19 protein-coding genes and 1 pseudogene are annotated in these 19,328 nt (G+C 65.4%); 14 read left to right on the top strand and 6 right to left on the bottom strand.

The window, feature by feature from the left end; translation table 11 throughout:
* Positions 1-48: 48 nt before the first annotated feature.
* Positions 49-837: a GntR family transcriptional regulator gene (locus KHC28_RS02305; RefSeq protein WP_214006712.1), complete on the top strand. Its 789-nt coding sequence runs from the start codon at positions 49-51 to the stop codon at positions 835-837.
* A gap of 23 nt (positions 838-860) precedes the next feature.
* Positions 861-1,970, top strand: a complete 1,110-nt coding sequence (locus KHC28_RS02300; protein WP_214006711.1) for a mandelate racemase/muconate lactonizing enzyme family protein — start codon at positions 861-863, stop codon at positions 1,968-1,970.
* Here the strand turns inward: KHC28_RS02300 and KHC28_RS02295 are convergent.
* A complete protein-coding gene (locus tag KHC28_RS02295; RefSeq protein ID WP_214006710.1) occupies positions 1,967-3,220 on the bottom strand; it encodes an MFS transporter in 1,254 nt (417 codons plus the stop codon). The genes KHC28_RS02300 and KHC28_RS02295 overlap by 4 nt on opposite strands.
* A gap of 414 nt (positions 3,221-3,634) precedes the next feature.
* Here KHC28_RS02295 and KHC28_RS02290 point away from each other — a divergent pair, with 414 nt between their 5' ends.
* The gene (locus tag KHC28_RS02290; protein WP_214006709.1) at positions 3,635-4,873 is read left to right on the top strand and encodes an MFS transporter; all 1,239 of its coding nucleotides are present in this window, start codon (positions 3,635-3,637) and stop codon (positions 4,871-4,873) included.
* 169 nt (positions 4,874-5,042) lie between these two features.
* On the opposite strand, the gene KHC28_RS02285 is transcribed toward KHC28_RS02290, so the two are convergent.
* Positions 5,043-5,918, bottom strand: coding sequence for a beta-keto acid cleavage family enzyme (locus KHC28_RS02285; protein WP_214006708.1), 876 nt, complete (start codon positions 5,916-5,918; stop codon positions 5,043-5,045).
* Positions 5,919-6,087: 169 nt separating this feature from the next.
* Between KHC28_RS02285 and KHC28_RS02280 the strand changes: the two genes are divergently transcribed.
* A complete protein-coding gene (locus KHC28_RS02280) occupies positions 6,088-7,077 on the top strand; it encodes a cyclase family protein (protein ID WP_246564157.1) in 990 nt (329 codons plus the stop codon).
* Positions 7,078-7,326: 249 nt separating this feature from the next.
* Here the strand turns inward: KHC28_RS02280 and KHC28_RS02275 are convergent, their stop codons facing one another.
* Complete coding sequence (locus KHC28_RS02275) at positions 7,327-8,196, bottom strand: fumarylacetoacetate hydrolase family protein (RefSeq protein ID WP_214006707.1); 870 nt, start codon at positions 8,194-8,196, stop codon at positions 7,327-7,329.
* Between the two features lie 170 nt (positions 8,197-8,366).
* Between KHC28_RS02275 and KHC28_RS27200 the strand changes: the two are divergent.
* Positions 8,367-9,140, top strand: a pseudogene (locus KHC28_RS27200) (sugar phosphate isomerase/epimerase family protein); the annotation flags it as partial.
* 81 nt (positions 9,141-9,221) lie between these two features.
* On the top strand, positions 9,222-9,656 hold the full coding sequence (locus KHC28_RS27195; protein ID WP_246564208.1) for a GlcG/HbpS family heme-binding protein: 435 nt from the start codon (positions 9,222-9,224) through the stop codon (positions 9,654-9,656).
* A 15-nt stretch (positions 9,657-9,671) separates the two neighbouring features.
* On the opposite strand, the gene KHC28_RS02265 is transcribed toward KHC28_RS27195, so the two are convergent.
* The gene (locus tag KHC28_RS02265) at positions 9,672-10,562 is read right to left on the bottom strand and encodes a FadR/GntR family transcriptional regulator (protein ID WP_312893053.1); all 891 of its coding nucleotides are present in this window, start codon (positions 10,560-10,562) and stop codon (positions 9,672-9,674) included.
* Here KHC28_RS02265 and KHC28_RS02260 point away from each other — a divergent pair.
* The gene (locus KHC28_RS02260; RefSeq protein ID WP_214006705.1) at positions 10,531-11,526 is read left to right on the top strand and encodes a substrate-binding domain-containing protein; all 996 of its coding nucleotides are present in this window, start codon (positions 10,531-10,533) and stop codon (positions 11,524-11,526) included. The two genes, KHC28_RS02265 and KHC28_RS02260, sit on opposite strands and share 32 nt — an antisense overlap.
* A gap of 23 nt (positions 11,527-11,549) precedes the next feature.
* Here the strand turns inward: KHC28_RS02260 and KHC28_RS02255 are convergent, their stop codons facing one another.
* Both KHC28_RS02255 and KHC28_RS02250 read right to left on the bottom strand, forming a co-directional pair.
* Positions 11,550-12,314 (bottom strand): hypothetical protein, encoded by a 765-nt coding sequence (locus KHC28_RS02255; protein ID WP_214006704.1) that lies wholly within the window; start codon positions 12,312-12,314, stop codon positions 11,550-11,552.
* Between the two features lie 24 nt (positions 12,315-12,338).
* A complete protein-coding gene (locus KHC28_RS02250) occupies positions 12,339-13,571 on the bottom strand; it encodes an LVIVD repeat-containing protein (RefSeq protein ID WP_246564155.1) in 1,233 nt (410 codons plus the stop codon).
* Positions 13,572-13,655: 84 nt separating this feature from the next.
* On the opposite strand from KHC28_RS02250, the gene KHC28_RS02245 reads away from it, so the two are divergent.
* The 7 genes from KHC28_RS02245 (at position 13,656) to KHC28_RS02215 (ending at position 19,314) form a co-directional block, all read left to right on the top strand.
* A complete protein-coding gene (locus tag KHC28_RS02245; RefSeq protein WP_214006703.1) occupies positions 13,656-13,826 on the top strand; it encodes a hypothetical protein in 171 nt (56 codons plus the stop codon).
* Positions 13,823-14,596 (top strand): GntR family transcriptional regulator, encoded by a 774-nt coding sequence (locus tag KHC28_RS02240; RefSeq protein WP_214006702.1) that lies wholly within the window; start codon positions 13,823-13,825, stop codon positions 14,594-14,596. The genes KHC28_RS02245 and KHC28_RS02240 overlap by 4 nt, the downstream gene beginning before the upstream one ends.
* Before the next feature lie 54 nt (positions 14,597-14,650).
* Positions 14,651-16,024 carry an NAD-dependent succinate-semialdehyde dehydrogenase gene (locus tag KHC28_RS02235; protein ID WP_214006701.1) on the top strand — a complete coding sequence of 458 codons (1,374 nt, stop codon included), beginning with the start codon at positions 14,651-14,653 and terminating at the stop codon, positions 16,022-16,024.
* 30 nt (positions 16,025-16,054) lie between these two features.
* Positions 16,055-16,477 carry a cupin domain-containing protein gene (locus tag KHC28_RS02230; RefSeq protein ID WP_312893052.1) on the top strand — a complete coding sequence of 141 codons (423 nt, stop codon included), beginning with the start codon at positions 16,055-16,057 and terminating at the stop codon, positions 16,475-16,477.
* Positions 16,477-17,565, top strand: coding sequence for an Ldh family oxidoreductase (locus KHC28_RS02225; RefSeq protein WP_214006699.1), 1,089 nt, complete (start codon positions 16,477-16,479; stop codon positions 17,563-17,565). Before KHC28_RS02230 ends, KHC28_RS02225 begins: the two co-directional genes overlap by 1 nt.
* Before the next feature lie 205 nt (positions 17,566-17,770).
* Complete coding sequence (locus tag KHC28_RS02220) at positions 17,771-18,757, top strand: Bug family tripartite tricarboxylate transporter substrate binding protein (protein ID WP_214006698.1); 987 nt, start codon at positions 17,771-17,773, stop codon at positions 18,755-18,757.
* Positions 18,758-18,816: 59 nt separating this feature from the next.
* Complete coding sequence (locus KHC28_RS02215) at positions 18,817-19,314, top strand: tripartite tricarboxylate transporter TctB family protein (protein ID WP_214006697.1); 498 nt, start codon at positions 18,817-18,819, stop codon at positions 19,312-19,314.
* Positions 19,315-19,328 lie beyond the last annotated feature (14 nt).

The raw sequence follows: 19,328 nt of genomic DNA, 5'->3' as shown, positions 1-19,328 counted from the left end.
CGGAAGGCTGTCTTCTTCGTGGCACGCGCCATTCACCGGGAAACTACAATGAAGCCAGGCAGCAAGTTCAAGATTGTTCCTTCGACGAACGACGAAGGCGACGAGACACACAGCACGCGACACGCCGAGATCAAGGCGCAGCTGGTCAATGATATTCGATCGGGCAAGTATCCGGTCGATAAGCTGCTACCGACGGAACTCGCGCTCTGCGAAATGTTCGATGTCAGCCGATTTACCGTTCGTCAGGCGCTACAGTCTCTTCTCGACATGGGAATGATCGAGCGCCGCCGGGGGGTCGGGACCATCGTCATCGCCTCGCGCCCTCGCGAGTGCTTCGTCCAGTCGCTGAGCTCGATGACGGAACTGCTGCGCTACCCGTCCGAAACCTACCGCCGGGACTTCTTCCGCCAGAAGCTCAAGGTCAATGCCGAGCAGGCGCACATGCTCTCCTGCAGCCCCGGCGACGAATGGGTGCGGGTGAAAGGCATTCGGCTCAGCCGTGGATCGAAATGGCCGATCTCCGCGTCGGACATCTTCGTCCTGCCGCGCTTTGAATCGGTGTTCGACCTGCCCAACCCGCGCGGAGAGCCGGTCTACAGCCAGATCGAGAGTCATTTCGACCACCCCATCATGAATGCACGCGTCGAGATCTTCGCCGGGCAGATCACCGATGAGCTGAGCAAGCCTCTGGAGCTCGAGGTGGGCACGCCCGCCCTGAACATGATCCGTCGCTATACGGGCAGCGACGGGAAGGTCTTTCTGGTGACCTACACGGTGCACCCGGCCAATCGGTTTGCCTTCACGCTCGAACTGCAGCGCCACTGGGAGCCGGTATAGCCGGCCATCGCCTGGAACAAGCAATGCGCCTCGTCTCCATGACCGTCCTCCCTGTCCAGATGCCGCTGCGCGAGCCGCTCAAGATGGCCGGCATCGTCGTCAGCCATGCCGAGAACGTCCTGGTGCGACTGGAAGACGACCAGGGTCGGGTCGGATGGGGCGAGGCCGCGTCGGCCCCCACAATGACCGGGGAGACGCTGCCCGGCATGGTCGCGGCGCTGGATTTCATAAAGTCGCGCGTCGAGACGGCAGAAATCGAGGAGATCGATGCCTTCTCGCGGCGGCTCGACAGCTGGATCTACGGCAATAATGGCGCGAAGTCGGCGCTCGACATGGCGCTGCACGACCTCGCCGCACAGGCGGCGGGGGTCCCGCTCTATGCCTTTCTCGGCGCGAGGGCGCGTCGCACGGCACCGATCCTCTATATGCTCGGCGGGCCGATCGACGACGAGCGCGCCCAGGCACGCCGCAAGGCCGATGACGGCTTCGTGGCCTTCAAGGTGAAGGTCGGGGCGGGCACGCAGGAACGCGTGCCGCGAGACCTCGCCCGTTGCGCCGATATTCGCGCCGAGCTCGGGCGCGGCATACGGGTCTCGGCCGATGCCAATCAGGGGTACGATCGCGACGAAGCGCTCGCCTTCGCACGCGGGGCGGCCGAGGCCGGCGTCGACTTCTTCGAGCAGCCGGTGAGTGCCGGCGACCTTGACGCGATGCGCGCCACGGCTCTGGAAGCGTCCATCCCCATCGGGGCCGACGAAGGCATCCATTCGCTGGACGACATCGAACGGCATCATAACGCCGGCGCCGCACGAGGCGTCAGCCTGAAGACGATCAAGCTCGGCGGGATCGGACGAACCGTCGAGGCGGGGCTCCGAACAGCCGCTCTCGGCATGCACGTCAATCTTGCCTGCAAGACCGCGGAAACCTCCGTCGCTGCGGCGGCCATCGCGCATCTGGCGGTGGGGCTGCCGCAGATCGACTGGGATGTGAGCGTCACCAACCAGTACCTGGCCAGCGATCCCTGCGTCGAACCGATCTCGATCATTGACGGCCATATCGAGCCCTCCGACCGGCCGGGGCTGGGCGTCACGGTCGATGAGGCCGCGCTGTCGCGCTTCGTTCTCAGGCTCTAGTCATCGAGATCACCAGCGGCCATTCGCGGCCGGCGGGCGTGATACCAGAGCAAGGCCGCAAGCTGCAGCGTCACCATGGCGCCAAGAGCGAGGCGATAGGGTCGTGTCGGGTCGTCGCTCCCCATCGCATGCTGCCCGAACTCAACCACCATGCCGAATGACGATTGGATGGTGAACGTCCCTATGAAGTTGAAAAGGCTGAACGCGCTGAAAGCGCGGCCCAGCAGCGACGCATCGAAGTGACGCGTCAGTATCGGATAGATCAGCGTACCGATATTTCCCAGGGAGCCGATGACGATCCAGAGCGGATAGGAGCCCGCGCCCCAGCCCAGAACCAGCATGGACTGGCTCACGATCAGCAGCGTCGCCAGCGTCACGACCACCGCCTGATCGGAAGCGCCAAGGCGTTGCAGGTAGTCACTCAGCGAGCCCGCCAGCAAAAGGCCGACAAAGGACGCGACCGAATAGGCGAAAACGAGGGGCGGAATTTCCGCCGGGCTCAACCCTCCGACGTCCCGCATGACCGGAATCGCCCACAGCCCCGAGAGCGAGAAGAAGCATGCAAGGGTGAGCGAGCAGAGCGGCGCGAGCCTTTGGAACAACGGGCTGCGATAGACCTCCTTCAGGTCTCTCAGCTTCCGCCGCCGCATATGGATGGAGGAGGCGGAGCGCCGCGGGAGCAAGGCCAGGGCCAGACAGGCCACCATGAGACATGCCGTCCCGGCAAGCAGGAACAGGGCCCGCCATCCCCATTCGGCGACGAAAGCGACCGTGGGCGCGCCGGAGGCGATGATGCCAAGGCCACCGCCCGCGAGAATGATGCCATTCCAGGTCGCCCGCCGATGGGGAGGAATGGTCATCGCGACGACGGTGACGCCAGTGATCAGCGCGCCGGACATGCCGATGCCCATCACGGCACGCCAGATGATGAGTTCGAGCAACGTTTCGCTGCGCGCAAAGAACAGCGCAGCTGTCCCCGAGAGCAGAAACTCGGAGGTCAGCAGGACACGTGGACCGTAGCGATCGAGTAAGAAGCCGAGCGGAAGAATGATGAAGGTTGCCGCCAAGAAATAGGCTGCGGTGAGCAGACCCATCACCGAGGTCGACAGCGACATCGAAGCGCTGATGCCGTCCGCCGTGGCCAGATTGGCGTTTCTCAGGAAGTACGAAAAGAAATAGCCCGCAATGCACGGAACCATGGGAAGAATCATGCGCAGGCGGGTCGGGCGCGGTTCCGGAGGCTTGAGCATTCGCAGTTCTGGCCGGTGAAGCGCCTAGTGAGGACAGCGCCCCGAAACGTAGCAATCTCAGATCTACAGGTCCAGACAAATGATGGGTCAGAAAGAATCGCACCTTGGATCTGCCCCCCATGATCGAGATGGGCCCGTCAGCTTGCGAGCGGCGTGAAGCACCAACCAAGAGGTTCCACCACCGGAAGCGCCCCAGACATCTCTCCATTGGCACCGCACTGCGTTTCCGGTTGACGAATTCACCATCGCCGATTTAAAAGTCCAGACAATATGCCAACTTATGCGAGGTGAGCTACGGCACCATGCTGCGTCGGCCATCCCTCGCCGCGCCAGTTGCTCCGCCGTCGGCCGCCACGCCTCGCGCGTCGTCGAAACCATCGACGACGCCTCGCCGGGAATGATGAGGTAGATGCCGTGAAGTCGCTTGTGGTGCGCTGGTTCAGGCGCACTTTCTCGGCACTGTCGCAGCGAAATTATCGCCTCCTGTGGTCGGGAACCCTGCTTTCCCACACCGGCGACTGGATGGACCAGGTCGCCCTCAACTGGCTGGTGGTCAGTTCGAGCGGATCTCCGTTCGACCTCGCGCTTGTCAATCTATGCCGTGGATTGCCGATCCTGGTGTTCACGCTGGTCGGAGGCGCGCTCGCCGACCGGGTGGAGCGCCGGCGCCTGATGATGGTTACACAGAGCTCCGCCATGGTGCTGGCGTTCGTTCTCAGCGGACTGGTCTTTACCGACACCGCCTCCATCCCGGCGATACTTCTGATCGCCACGGCGCGCGGCATCGTGATCTCGATAAATCTGCCGGCCCGGCACTCGCTGATCCCCGAACTGGTGCCGGCTCATGACCTGCCGAATGCGGTCGCGCTGAACTCCCTTACCATCAACGTCACCAAGATCGTCGGACCGGCAGTAGCGGGAATCATCATCGCCTGGCTCGGCACCGGAGCTTGCTTCCTTCTCAATGGCCTCAGCTTCATCGTCGTGATCTGGACGCTCGCCGCCATGAAGTTCCCCTCGGCGGAGCGCAAGGTTCCGGACCGCTCGCTTCATCAGAGCATCGTCGAGGGCGTGACCTATGTCCGGGAGGACAGAACCATCCTGCTGCTGGTTCTCATCGCGCTGGTACCCACCTTCTTCGGCCAGCCCTATCTCACCCTGCTCGCCCTCTTCGCCTACACCGTCTTCAACGTCGGGCCGGAAGGGCTGGGATTGCTGACCGCCAGCGCCGCGGCCGGCTCCGTGCTCGGCGCCCTCACACTGGCGGCTTCGCCGCGGCTGGCCTCTTCCGGGCGCGCCATGCTGGGCTTTCTGATCGCCTTCGGCGCGCTGTTATGCGGGTTCGCCGTCAACTCCGCAGCCGGGCTCGCCCCCCTTCTCCTGCTTGGAGTGGGCGCGATGCAGATCGCTTACAACGCCTCGAACAACACCATTCTGCAGATGCGCGTCCCCAACTCCATGCGCGGAAGGGTGATGTCGATCCTCTTGGTGAACCGGGGCCTCGTGCAGCTCGGCGCCGCCGCATCGGCGACAGTCGCCGGCTTCGTTGGGGTTCAAGTGGCCGTGCTGATGGCCGGTGCGATCATCTTCCTGTTCGGCATCGCCATGCTGAAAACCACTCTCATGGGAGTGCCGGGAAGCGATCCGCCTTGAACGCCTCTCGTTGAAGGCTGCACGGGAGCGCCGCCTTCGACCGGGAGCGACCGGCGCCGCGGCAGGGCGACAAGCGTCGCCCCGATCCACGTGTAGACCGCCCTCCCCCGCGCCGCCTGGAGCGTCGGACCGTCGGCCCGACGCTCCAGGCCCGTTCCGGCGGATCCCCCTATTTCTTCAGACCCAGAATATCGCGGGCCTCGTCCACGGTGGCGATCTCGGCACCGAGGTCGTCGAGAATGCGGACCGCCTTCTCGACCATCTGCGCATTGCTGGCGGCGAGTTCCCCCTTGCGGATATTGATCGCGTCCTCCAGCCCCACGCGAACATGACCGCCGAGCAGATAGGCTTGCGCGACCATCGGGAAAGCCATGCGTCCTATGCCAAAGGCGGCCCACTGCGCGTCGGGCGGCAGGAGCGAGCGGGCATAGAACAACGACTCCGGCGTGCCAGCGAAACCATACTGAATACCGGTGACGATCTGGAACAGCGGCGGGCTCTTCAACACGCCCTCCTTCAGAAGCGCCAGAGCCAGATTGATATCGCCACTGTCGAACACTTCGAGCTCCGGCTTGGTACCGGCCTCATAGATCGCTTCCGCCATGATCTTCACATTGGTGGGCGTGTTGATGACCACGGCCGAGCCCGACCACATGGTGTTGAGGTCGAGGCTGCAGATGTCGGGCTTGAGCGCAATGATGTGCTCGACGCGCCGCAGCGGGTGCACCAGCGTCGTGCCGGGAGCGGCCACGCTCGGCTGGTCCGGACTGGGGACGAAGCGCTGACCGGGACCGGTGGTGAGATTGATCAGCACATCGGTCGAGGAGGAGCGAATGCGATCGACGACCTCGCGGTAGTGATCGAGTTCCATGCTCGGCCGGCCATCTTCGTAGCGCACATGGATATGCGCAATCGCGGCACCGGCCTTGGCGGATTCGATGCAGGCATCCGCGATTTGCCTGGGAGTACACGGAAGACCGGGATGTTGCTTCAGCGTCGTTTGGTTGCCGGTGACCGCGACACTTATAATTCTCTTGGCTGCCATCGCCCTCACTCCCCGTTGCCTTGAAAAACTTTCCTTGGGCCGACCACCTTGCGACAGTCTTGCTCAAGCGATCAATACAAACAAACGTTTGATTTAGTCAATCTGATCAGCTACGGTTTTGTGGCTTGCCGGGCGCATGCCGGGCCAACACGCTTGGGAGGAAAGCCAGATGACATCGAGCGCCGTTCACACGAGCCAAACCCATCTGACGATGAACGACATCCGGGAAGCGGCCGAGCGGCTGAAGAACTGGAACAAGTGGGGTGCCAACGACGAGATCGGCACGCTGAACTATACGAGCGCCGCCGATATCATCTCCGCTGCCAGCCTGGTGCGGAAGGGAAAAGTCTTTTCGCTGGCGATCAATCTCGACAACAACGGACCGCAGGGCGGCAAGACCAAGTTTCCGCCGGTGGGGCGCTTCAACCCTGTCCACACCATGCTGCGCACCGGCACCGACGCCTATTCCGGCGTGCTCGACAAGCGCGGCATCCGCTCCGCCGACGACCTCGTCCTGCTGCCGCTTCAGGCGGCCACGCACTGGGACGGCCTCGGGCACATCTTCTACAATGACTATATGTGGAACGGATATGACTGCCGCGAAGTGTCGTCCTTCGGGGCCGCGAAATGCGGGATCGAGAAGACCAAGGAGAAGATGGTCGGACGCGGCGTGCTGCTCGACATTGCCCGCCACCTCGGCGTGGACTGGCTGGAAGATGGCTTCGCGATCACCAACGACATATTGAGCGCCTGCGCCGCGGACCAGGGCGTCGAGGTCCGGAAGGGCGACTACCTGCTGGTCCGTACCGGCCATATGGAAGCGAAATGGGCGGCCGGCAGCTGGGACGGCTACCCCGGCGGAGACGCTCCCGGCCTCGCCTTCGAAACGCTCGACTGGCTGCAGGAGAAGCAGGTGGCGGCGGTTGCCACCGATACATGGGGCGTCGAGGTCCGGCCGAACGAGACCAGCGACGCCAACCAGCCATGGCACTGGATCTGCATCCCGATCATGGGCCTGACGATGGGCGAGATCTTCAAGCTGGACGAGCTCGCGAAGGATTGTGCTGAGGATGCCACCTACGAGTTCATGTTCGTCGCACCGGCGCTGCCGATCACCGGGGCGGTAGGTTCTGCCATCAACCCCATCGCCATACGCTGAACGGCGCGGCCGCCTCGGCGCCCTCCCTGCCGTGGATGATCCCATCGTCATCCACGGTTAAGCGCCGCCATCGCCCCCGGGCCCGGTCGCCCCTGACCGGACTCGTCAAGCGCCACGCGAGGACATCTCTGGAGATGGCCGAAGCGCTCGACGGCGTGACCGCCATGCGGGAGGGGCTCCATGTCGGAAACGAGGGGAAACCGGCTGGATATCGGCGCCTGGCCTCCCCTTCGTTTCAATGGCCAACGTTCACTGACTGTCCGCGACAGGGTTGCTCAACGTGCCGATGGCGTCGATCTCGACTTCGACCCGATCCCCCGGCTTCATCCACACGGGCGGCTTCCGGGCGTAGCCGACGCCGGAGGGCGTGCCGGTGGCAATGATGTCGCCCGGCTCTAGCGTCATCACCTCCGACAGCAGAAAGACAAGCCGCGCCACGCTGAAGATCATGTCCGACGTATCGCTCTCCTGCATTGTCTGCCCGTTGAGGCGGGTACGGATGCCGAGACCATGCGCACCCGGAGGCAGCGCATCCGCCGTCGCGATGACCGGCCCGAGCGGCCCCGTGCCATCGAAGTTCTTGCCCGCGGTCCATTGCGTCGACTTGCGCTGATAGTCGCGAACCGAGACGTCGTTCATGATCGTATAGCCGAACACATAGTCCAGCGCCTCCGCCTCCGGCACGTCATGAGCCCGGCGTCCTATGACGATGGCCAGCTCGCATTCGTAATCGAGTTTGTCGGATACGCGCGGACGCAGCACCGGCGCACCGGGCGCGACAAGAGACGACTGCACCCGGACGAAAATGGCCGGATAGTCCGGGATCGGATTGCCACCTTCGCGGGCGTGCAGTGCGTAGTTGAGCCCGATGCACAGGACCTTGCCCGGTCGGGGTACCGGCGGAAGCAACGCAACCTCCGACAGCGGCCGGCGGGACTGCGGAGCTGCGGCGGGAAGGGCATCGGCAACCTGGCCGCGGAGAGCGGGCCATTGCTCGATGACGGCAATCATATCGTCCGGCGCGGCCGGCAGCAGATCGCGTAGCGCCACGAGTTCCGTCCCTTGGACGATACCGACACCAGAACTGCCGTCACCGCGGCTGAACGTGGCAAGCTGCATGATGTTCCCCTGATCGCGAGGCGGCAATGACGCCGCCCGTCTGCTCCCGATCATAGTGTCCTTGGCACAAGGTGAGATCGCCCAATAGTTAAATTGGTTTTCGTGCGAACCCATCCGGTGCCGCCCCGCGGAGCTATCATCGCCCCGTTCCATCCGCCGGGGGCATAACGATGAGCAACGGCTTTCGCCTGGCGCTGCACAGCTGGACCACCGACACGACCCCTCTGAACGACATGCTCCAGGCGGCACGCTCCGCCGGTTATGACGCGGTGGAGTTGCGACGGCTCGATTTCGAGCGATGTTTCGAAGCCGGCCTGAGCCGACAGGCGACGGTCGACATCGTCGTCGCCTCGGGCATGCCCGTCGGGATTCTCGGCACCGAATATGGCTGGTTCTTTGCCGAGGGCGACGAGCAACGCCGCCTGTTCGCGGTGTTGCGCGAAAGCTGCGAGATCGCCGTCGAACTGGGCTGCGGCCTGATCATGAGCGCACCCGGCCTGGTGACGGGAACGGTCGCGCAGGCCGTCGACGCCACCCGCATCGCCGGCGACATCGTCGCCGAGCACGGGCTGCGCCTGGCGCTCGAATTCAATTCGCAACATCCGCTGGTCAACAATGCAGGCGTCCTGCGCGAGATTCTCGAAGGTGCCGGGCACGCGCATTGCGGCATGCTTCTCGACGCCTACCATCTGCACCGCAGCGGCGGGGGCGCCCGGAGTCTACAGGGCGTGCGAGGCGAAGAAATCTTCGCTTTCCAATACAGCGACGCACCGCCGGTGCCGGCATCCGGAGTCCGCCGGCCGATCGATCGGCTGCCGCCCGGCGACGGCGTCATCGACTGGAACGAGATGTTCGGCCTGCTGCGCGCCACCGGCTATCGGGGCTACCTTTCCTATGAGGCGCCCAATCCGGCCCTGTGGGATCGGCCGGCTCGCGACGTGGCGGCGGAAGGCCTCCTCAAGACACGGGCACTGCTCGCCCGCCTCCCCGCCCCCAACCTCGTCAATCCGCTTGAGGAGCCTTGCATGTCCAACGTCACCCTTGCCCAGGCGAATGCCATCGTCGAGGCCACGCTCACCGACGCCCGCGCCCGGCCGCTCGAGCCGCTCACCGTCGTGGTTCTGGATGCCGGCGGCCATCTCGTCGTTGCCAAGCGCGAGGATGGGTGCGGCATCCTGCGCTACGACATCGCTTTCGCGAAGGCGTACGGCACGCTCGGTTTCGGCTTCGGCTCCCGCACGCTCGCCAGCCGGGCCGGCAAGGCTCCGATGTTCTTCACCGCGGTTTCCGCCGTCGCCGAGGGCCGCATGGTGCCCGTGCCGGGCGGCGTTCTCGTCCGCGACGCGCAGGGGTGGGTAATAGGCGCCGTCGGCATTTCCGGCGACACCGGCGACAATGACGAAGCGGCGGCCGTCCATGGCATCGAGGCGGCGGGACTGGCGGCCGACCCGGGCGCCTGAGCCTCGGCGCAAGAGCTATGGCCGCCCGCCGGTCTTGCTCGGCAGCAGCCGCAGGCGAACCGAGGCAAGATGCGCATGCATCGCCTCCTCCGCCGCCGCCGTGTCGTGCCGGATGATCGCCTCGCACAACGCGTCATGTTCGGAGAAGCTGACATGGTCGCCGGGCGGCGCACTGCCGACACGCAGCGTCTTCCACACCAACGTGCGGCGCACAGCATTCAGCGTCTCGAACAGGGTCATCAGCAGCTTGTTCTTGCTGGCGGCGGCCACCGCGTAGTGGAAGCGGTTGTCCCACGATTCGTAGACCCGCCAGCTTTTGGCCTCCCGACAGCGCCGGTTGCACAGCCGCAACTCGTGGACATCAGATCCGACGCCGTGAAGCGCCGCCAGCCGCGCGAGCTCCGGCTCTATGGCGACACGCGCCTCCAGGATCTGCATCGGGCTGGTGACGCTGCCGAGAAACTGCACATCCTCGAGATTCAGCACCGGCCGTGCGCCGATGAACGTTCCCCGCCCCACATGACGCCAGACCTGCCCCTCGGCCTCGAGCACCGCCATCGCCTTGCGGAGCTCGGCACGGCTGACGCCGAGCCGCACGCATAATTCCCGCTCGGGCGGCAGCCGGTCGTTCAGGCCCAGTTGCTGCCCGCCGAGATAGCCGCGCAGGCGATGCAGCGCGTCGTCGTGGCCGGCCGGGTGGGGGATCGCGGAGGACATGTTGAAACCAATAGCACGATTGGGTTCACTTCTCCCCTTTTCCTCTCGGGGTCGTTCTGGCCAAGTTGCGGCCGGCGCGGGCGGGAAAGCTTCCTCGTGCGCGCCTCGAAGACCGGACCGCTGAAGGAGCGCGCCGCGCACGGCGACGACACACCGCATGACCAAACTGAGATTGTCACTGGCCTGCACACATACCGATCGCACCGCGCCGCTGCTGGACGGCCGGATCGCCATAGCGGGCTGCGAGATCGTTCCCCTTGCCGGCCAGACGCAGGATATCTTCCGTCGCACCCTGAGCGAGCAGGCCTTCGACATTGCCGAGATGTCGATGTCGAGCCACATCGTGCAGTGCGCGCGCGGCGTCGCCGACTATGTCGGCCTTCCGGTCTTCCTGTCGCGGGCGTTCCGCCATGCCTCGCTCTACATCCGCACGGATCGCGGCATCGCCCGCCCGGAGGATCTTGCGGGGAGAACGGTCGGCATCGAGCAATTCCAGCAGACGGTGGGGCTGTGGGTACGCGGGATACTCGGCGACCAGCACGGCGTGCGCTCGCAGGATATCCGATGGCGCACAGGAGGGCTTGAGGCGCCGGGCGGCGGCGAGCGACTGGCACTCAGCCTGCCACCCGACATCCGGGTCGAGGCAATCCCCCGGGGAGAGACGCTGAACGCCCTGCTGGCGGCGGGTGCGCTCGATGCCGTCATCGCCACGCGCCCTCCGTCCTGTTTCGCCTCCGGTCATCCGCAGGTCGCGCGGCTTGTCCCGGAATACCGCATGGCCGAGATCGCCTATTTCAGGGCCTCCGGCCTGTTTCCGATCATGCACGGGCTGGTGTTGCGCCGCCGCCTGGTCGACGAGAACCCATGGCTGCCCGTCGAGATTTTCCGCGCCTTTGCCAGGGCCAAGCAACACGCCCTGAGCGAACTCGACCAGATGAACGTGCCGCGCATCAGCCTGGCGTGGATCGCGGAGAATGTCGCTGAGACCCGTGCGATCCTCGGCAAGAGCCTGTGGAGCTATGGTTTGGAGGAGAATCGCGCCGAGCTCGCCGCCATGTTGCGCTATGCCGCCAATGACGGACTGACCGCCGGCGAACTCACCCCGGAAGCACTGTTCCACGCCTCGACACACGCGCTACGCGACGACATCTGAGGTCCGCCGCTCCGACGGAGGCCCTAGAAGGCCTCCGAAAAGCCGCCCCCCGCTCGAAACAGGCCATAAGGAAGGACGGCGTCCGCTGCGAATCCGGCAAGCGCGTCGCCGAGCCGGCCGTCGAAGGCCCAGGGCTCGCCGCGCCGCGCCACGGGAACACGAACGCAGTCGACGAAGGGGAACTCCGCCTCCATCCGCTCGAGCGCCCGGCTCTCGCTCGGCAACGGCATGTTGTGGCTCTCGAACAGCACGGCGACCAGCCGCGTGCCGGTCCAGAAGGCGCAGTCGATGCGGGCGAATGACGGCGCGACCTCGCCATCCGCAGTCGCCAAAAGGACATGGGCGCCGGGAAGCGGCAGGAAGCCCGAATAGATCCAGTCGCGATAGTCCAGCATCCCGCCCGCGGCCGGCAATCCTACCGCCAGAAGCTTGGCCGCCAGCGCGGCGCGGTCTCGCTCCACCCGCTGTTGCAGGAAGGCGATGTAGTTGTCGAGAAACAACCGCAGCGGACCGGCGAACAGCGATACGGACGTTGCCAGATGGGCGGCGCAGAACGCGATGCGGTCGGCCTGCGTGCCGAGTTCGGGGACCTGCTGCGGCCGCAAGGCCAGCCAGCCCGACGAATTGAGCCGGAGCGCGGGGGTCCCCTCGCTCACCAGCGCCGCCCCCTGCCCGAGCGTGCGGCCCGACCGTCGCAGATCAGCGAGCGTGTGCCGCGCCGCCACGCCGGGATCGCGGATCGCGCCATAGACGATCGCGGCGCACGGCCCGGTATGGTGCGGGTTCAAGGGCGCATCCTCTGCCGGCTCATGTCAGATATTGGCTTCCAGACAATAGAGACCGCCGGTCCAGCGCTCGCCGGCATAGATCACCCCGCGCTCGTCGACATAGATGTCGTTCATCTGCGCGGTCGGCACGCGGGAATTCTCCGGGCCCGGCGGCACGAAATAGGCGATGGTCTCGGGACGATACGGGTCCTTGATGTCGTAGAAGCGCAGTCCCGCATTGAAGAAGCAGCCGAAGATCACCTCTTCGCTGCGGAACGAGGGGCCGGGACGGTTCTCGTGAATGTTGTGCGAGCCGAAGCGCCCACCCTTGTGGCCATATTCCTCCACCGACGGGATCGGGAAGGTAGCGATCGGCACCAGGTTCGTCTCGAGCCGCGCGTCCAGCATCCAGGTGAGCTTCGGCCAGTCCTTGGCGTCGTCCTGGATGCATTCGTCGGTGACGACGATGAGCCCTCGCTCGAACAGCGGCATCACCGTGTGGGTGAAGCCCGGATAGGGCGGATGCGGGTTCCAGGCGCTCACCACCTTCGGGGCCGACTTGTCGGAAATGTCGAGAATGAAGGCGCCGCCATCGATGTAGCCGATATAGGCCCGGTCGGGACGCTCGGGATAGACGTTGGCATTGTGCAGGCGGAACGCGTCGCCACCGCGAATGACATCGAGCGGCACGGGGTTGAGGCGCGGCGGCGGCGGCGCGGCGTCGCCCTCGCGGGTGCCGGGTAGCCACCAGCGCCCGGCCTCGCGCGGGTTGGCCGGGTCGCGCACGTCGATGATCATGTAGAACTGGTCGTCGCGTGGGTGCCGCGGCACGAAGTCGGCGGCGGCGCCGGAACAGTGGATGAACTCGCCGTCGACGAACCACAGGCAGTGGGCGCCGCGCGAATGCGGCCCGGACATGTCGAAGAACGAAATCGAGCGGGGGTTTTCCGGAACGGATATGTCGAACAGTTCGACCCCGGCCGGCTTCATGCCGTGCTTGGCGGTCTGGTAGCTGACGGCGAGCAGATCGCCGCACACTTCCAGGGAGTTCGACCGCATGTTGTTGTGCGGCAGCCTGGTCTGCACGACTACCGAGGGACGACGCGGATCGCTTACGTCCACGCCGGTGAAATTCATCGGCGGCCCCTCATGCGCCACCCACATGATGCGCCGGCCATCGGCGGCGATCTGCATGCTCATGCCCTCGCCGATGCCGCCGAATCCCCGCAGCACGTCGTGGGAAAGAAGCTTCATGTTCTTGGAAAGTGCGCCTTCCATCCTGGATCTCCGGACGTGAAGAGGGAGGTGTGACGGCGTGAGAAATATACAAAAAATTGGAATCGGCAACGAGATTTATAAATTATGTTGACCGATGACGGCGCCTATGTCCTTCTTGAAGAAGGCGAGACGGGCCTGGTGTCCGTGGCCATGCATAACGAAACGGGCGGCAGGCCGGCGAGCACCGGCGATGCGGCCTTCAGCGGATCGGCGCTCGCGTCTCATGAGGACGAGCGGCACGGGGTGTTGCGATGACGACCCGAGGCAACCTGGAGGACAAGAAGCCGGCGTCCCTGGCCGAGCGGGCCTATGGGCTGATCTACGCCGACATCACCAATGGCAGTCTGGCGCCGGGGCAGAAGCTGCTGCCGGCCGAACTCAGCGCCAAGCATGCCGTCGGCCTCAGCCCGCTGCGCGATGCGCTGAACCGGCTTTGCGCCGACGGGCTGGCGGTGAAGCGGGAGCAGAAGGGCTTCTTCGTCGCCGATCTCGACGAAGCCGAATTCCTGAAGATCACTGATGCGCGGCTGGTGGTCGAGGACGCTGCGCTGCGGCTGTCCATCGCCAGGGGCGATCAGCGGTGGGAGGACGGTGTCGTGCTGGCTTTCCATCGCCTCGCCAAGGTAGCGGCAGCCGGCGGCAAGTTCGTGCTGACCCCCGAATGGTCGGCCTGCCACGAGGAATTCCACTTCAGCCTGCTGGCCGCCTGCGACAATGAATGGCTGCTGAGCTTCTGTCGCAAGCTGTACGAGCAGTCCTCGCGCTATCGCGCGCGCCGGCGGCTGATTTCCGCCAAGGGGTCGATCCCGGTGCAGCGCAACCTGGTCAAGGCGCATCGCGACATCATGGAGCGATGCGTCGCGCGTGACGCCGATCAGGCATCGAGCCTGCTGGTGAATCACTACCGAAAGACTTTCGAGCTCGTCATGGGCAGCCGTTACCGCGTCCTCGACAACCCCCTTCGCCTCGTGCCCGACACGGAGGTCAAGGAGGCCGGTTTCCCGTTCGACCTCATTGAAATCTAGGCGGCCCGGATCGTGCCGCCGGTGGCGGCCTGCGGCCTCAACGTGAGCAATGGCATGTTTCTCTCGATCAATCCCGCGACCGGCGGCGAGCTCGCACGCTACGAGCCGCATTCGGCGGCTGATGTCGATCAGGCGCTGGGCGAGGCCGTCGCCGCCCAGCGAGCCTGGCGCAAGACCCGCATGGTCGAGCGCTGCGCCCTCTTGCGCAAGGTCGCGCAGGCGCTGCGCGCCGAACGAGACACCTATGCGCTCCTGATCACGCAGGAAATGGGCAAGCCCATTCGCGAGGCCGAAGCCGAGATCGAGAAGAGCGCCTGGACCTGCGAGTTCTATGCCGAGCACGCGCCCCGCTTCCTTGCCGACGAGTTGATCCCGAGCAACGCCACCGAGAGCCGGGTGGTGTTCGATCCGCTCGGCGTCGTCCTCGCCGTCATGCCGTGGAACTACCCGTTCTGGCAGTTCTTCCGCTTCTTCGCCCCGGCGATCGCGGCAGGCAACGGCTCCATCCTGAAGCACGCCGCCAACGTGCCGGGTTGCGCCCTGGCGATCGAGCAGGCGCTGGTCAATGCCGGCGTCCCGGCGGGACTGTCGCGCTCGCTGCTCATTCCCTCTTCCGCCGTCGCGGGCCTCATCGGCGACGACCGCATCGCGGCGGTGACACTCACCGGCTCGACCCCGGTCGGCCAGCTGGTCGCGGCGGAGGCGGGCAAGCATCTGAAAAAGCAGGTGCTTGAGCTCGGCGGCACCGATCCCTTCATCGTGCTGGCGGATGCCGATATCGCCCGCGCCGCGGAATTCGGCGCCCGCGCCCGCTTCCAGAACACCGGGCAGAGCTGCATCGCCGCCAAGCGCTTCATCGTTGAGGAGAAGGTGGCCGACGCCTTCACCGAACAGTTCATCTCGCATGTCCGCGCGCTGCGTACCGGCGACCCGATGGACCGCGACACCCAGGTCGGGCCTATCGCCCGCGCCGACCTCCGCGACGACCTGCATCGCCAGGTGATGCAATCGGTCCGCGAAGGCGCACACGTGGCCCTTGGCGGGGATGCCATTGCCGGGCCGGGCGCCTTCTATGCGCCCACGGTGCTGGACCATGTCGAGCTCGACATGACCGCCTGCCGGGAGGAGATCTTCGGCCCGGTCGCCCCGATCATTCGGGTGCGGGATGCCGAGCAGGCCGTCGCCGTCGCCAACGACACCGAATACGGCCTCGGCGCCGCACTGTGGACCGGCGACCTGTCCCGCGCCTACCACCTCGCCCGCGACATCGAGGCCGGCGCCGTGTTCGTCAACGGGCAGGTGGCCTCCGATGCCCGGCTGCCGTTCGGCGGCATCAAGAAGTCCGGCTACGGCCGCGAGCTCGGCGTCTACGGCATCCGCGAATTCACCAACATCAAGACCCTGTGGGTCGGTCCGGCTCAGGTCTGAACCGGCGAAAAAGACATGTCAGGAGCAAACGTGAGCACGGACGGCGAAATTACGGGAGTCGTGCTGCGGCCGGACGAGATCCGGGCTGCGGATCGCGGCAACGGTGCCAAAACCATCCCGCTGGTGGTGCCCTCGCTGGGCGCGCGCAGCCTGATCAACGGGATCACCATCTTCGCACCGGGCGCGGCGATCCCGCTGCACAGCCACAATTGCGAAGAGAGCGTGATGGTGCTCGAAGGCGAGGCCATCGCCGAGATCGACGGAGTGCAGCACCGCCTCAAGCCGATGGACACAACCTGGCTGCCGCCCAACCTGCCGCATCGATTCATCAATGCCTCCGCCGACAAGGAGATGAAGATCCTCTGGATCTACGCCGACATCGCCGCCACGCGGACGCTGATCGAAAGCGGCGAGACGCGCCCCATCGCCGCCGAACACCTGAAGAGGCTGTGATGAGCACCGCCACCATCGAGAACCGCCGCGCTAGCGAGGACCTTGTACTGCCGGCCGCGACGCTCGCCGCCTTCGCCGCCCGCGTGCTGCATGCCCTCGGGGTGAGCGAGCCGGATGCCGAAGCCGCGTCCCAATTGCTGGTGGAGGCAGACCTGACCGGCGCCGACGCGCACGGCATCTTCCGCCTGCCGCAATACGCCACCATGATCCGCCAGGGCGCGATCAATCCGACGCCGTCCATCACCGTGCATCGTTCGGCGGCGGCCACCGCCATTGTCGATGGCGGCGACGGCCTCGGCCATCTCGTCATGAAGAAGGCGGCGGAGACCGCGGTAGAACTGGCACGAGAGGCCGGTATCGGCTGGGTCGGCGCCCGCAATTCGAACCATGCCGGCTCGGCGTCGATCTGGGCGGCGCTGCCGGTCGAGCACGGCATGATCGGCCTCTATTCCGCCGTCGCCAGCGCCAACCACATGGCGATCTGGGGTGGCACCGAGCCCGCGCTCGGCACCAATCCGCTGGCGATCGGCCTGCCCGCGGGAGACGGCAACCTGCTCATGCTGGACATGGCGACCACCGTCGTATCCTACGGCACCATCAAGAAATACGCCTTGCACGGCAAGCCGTTGCCGGAAGGCTGGATGATCGATCGCCGCTCGGGCGGACCGCTCACCGATCCCGGACAGAGCGCGGAAGGACTGCTGCTGCCCATCGGCGGCTACAAGGGCAGCGGCCTCGCTCTCATGCTGGGTTTCCTGGCGGGGACGCTGAACGGCGCCGCCATGGGGCTGGACGTGGTCGACTTCAACGCGGTCAGCAACCAGCCGACCAATACCGGCCAGTTCGTCGTCGCGCTCGACGTCAACCGCTTTCGGCCGCTCGCCGAGTTCGAGAGTGAGGTTCGTCGTCACGCCGAGGCGCTGAAAGCGGGGGCACGGCTGCCCGGCGTCGACGCCATCCGTCTGCCCGGCGAGAACCGCAGTGCGCGTCGCACCGAACGGCTGCGTCAGGGCGTGCCCCTGCCCGCCCCGCTGCTGCAGCGCCTCAATGATCTGGCGCGAGAATTGGGTACCGCGCCATTGGCCTGATGATCGCGGACAGGGCTCACCCCGCCGTGAATTGATCCGAACAATACTTGCAGCAACATAAGTCGAAACGTTGTTGCATCGCATATGCATGCCGCAACGAAAGAATAAAAAACTAACTGTAAAAATCAGAAATAATAGATCTCCGTCTTATTGGCGAAGGTCGAGCAGGTCATCTCGGCAAGAGGCGACCATCGGGAGGAATAGAATGAAGCAGTTTATATCGACCCTTGCCGTGGGGCTGTTGTCAGTCGCCGCCTTTGCCTTGCCGGCCGGCGTGGCCAAGGCGGCCGACTATCCGTCGAAGACCATCCGGATCGTCGTGCCCGTCCCACCCGGCGGGCCGACCGATACGGCCGCCCGCATCGTCGCCGAGCGCCTGAACGCGCTCTGGGGGCAGCCGGTCATCGTCGAGAACAAGCCGGGCGGCACCGGCGCGCTGGCCAACCAGACCGTCAACAACGCCAATCCGGACGGCTACACGATCCTGGTCGGCAACGTCTCGACCAACGCCATCACCTTCGCCACCGACCCGGAGAAGACCAAGGGCATCAAGCTGAAGGGCGTCACCAACCTGATCCAGGTGCCGGGCATCCTGTCGGCGAATGGCGACCTGCCGGTCACGTCGATCCAGGATCTCGTCGCCAAGATGAAGTCGGGCGAACTGAAGAACATCAAATACGGCTCGGGCGGCGTCGGCACCTACCCGCAGATCGACATGCTGCGGCTGATGACGGTGAACGGGCTCGACGCTACCCACATCGCCTATAAGGGCGCCGGCCAGATCCTGCCGGCACTGCTCGGCAACGAGATCCAGCTCGAATTCCTCAATGAGGCGAGCGGCCTGCCCCTGATCAGGTCCGGCCGTCTGAAGGGCCTGGCCACCACCTGGACCGAGCGGCTTCCCGAGCTGCCGGACGTGCCCACCATGCAGGAGCTGGGCTATGGCGACATCGGCACCTCGGCATGGCACGGCATGTTCGTGCCGGAGAAGACGCCGCCGGAAGTGGTGAACAAGCTCTACAGCGCCGTCGCCGGCATCATGAACGACGCCGACGTGCAGAAGAAGCTGGCCGACCAGTACATCAAGGCCACACCGAGCAAGTCGCCGGAAGACTTCTCCAGCTTCGTCGATGCCGAGCGGGCGAAGTGGCTCAAGATCATCCAGGACAACCATATCGAAGTCGCCCCGTAGGTGACCGCCAGCGGGAGCGCGCCGTGTCGCGCGCGCTCCTCCCTCCAGGGAGTTTCACGATGTCGCAACACGGACACCCGCCAGGGCCGCCGTCCCGGCCGGCCACTCGCCGCCCCAATAACAGCCCACTGTTCTTTTCCGGTCTTGTGTTCCTCGCGATCGGCGCCGCCGGCATCCTCATCGCGCGGCACTACCAGATGGGCACCGTGCAGAATATGGGGCCGGGCTATTTCCCCATCCTGCTCTCCTCGCTGCTGTGCATCATCGGCGTCCTGTCGGTGATCTCCTCGCTCGCCACCGCGTCGCGGGAAGAAATGGCGGCCTGGCCGCTGATGCCGACGCTATCGGTCGCGCTGGGCGTGTTCGTCTTCGGCTTCACGGTCGAGCGCATCGGCCTCCTGGGCGCCTCGGCGCTGCTCCTGCTGTGCATCGGCTACAGCCAGATCAGGACACGCCCGCTCGAATACCTGCTGCTCGCCACTGGCCTGATCGTCTTCTCCGCGTTGATCTTCGTGAAGATGCTCGGGCTTCCCCTCGAACTCTGGCCGAATTTCTGAACCGGGGCCGGGGA

Source organism: Ancylobacter sonchi (genome assembly GCF_018390695.1).
GTDB classification, from domain to species: Bacteria; Pseudomonadota; Alphaproteobacteria; order Rhizobiales; family Xanthobacteraceae; genus Ancylobacter; species Ancylobacter sonchi.
This window is presented reverse-complemented; position numbering and strand designations above follow the sequence as displayed.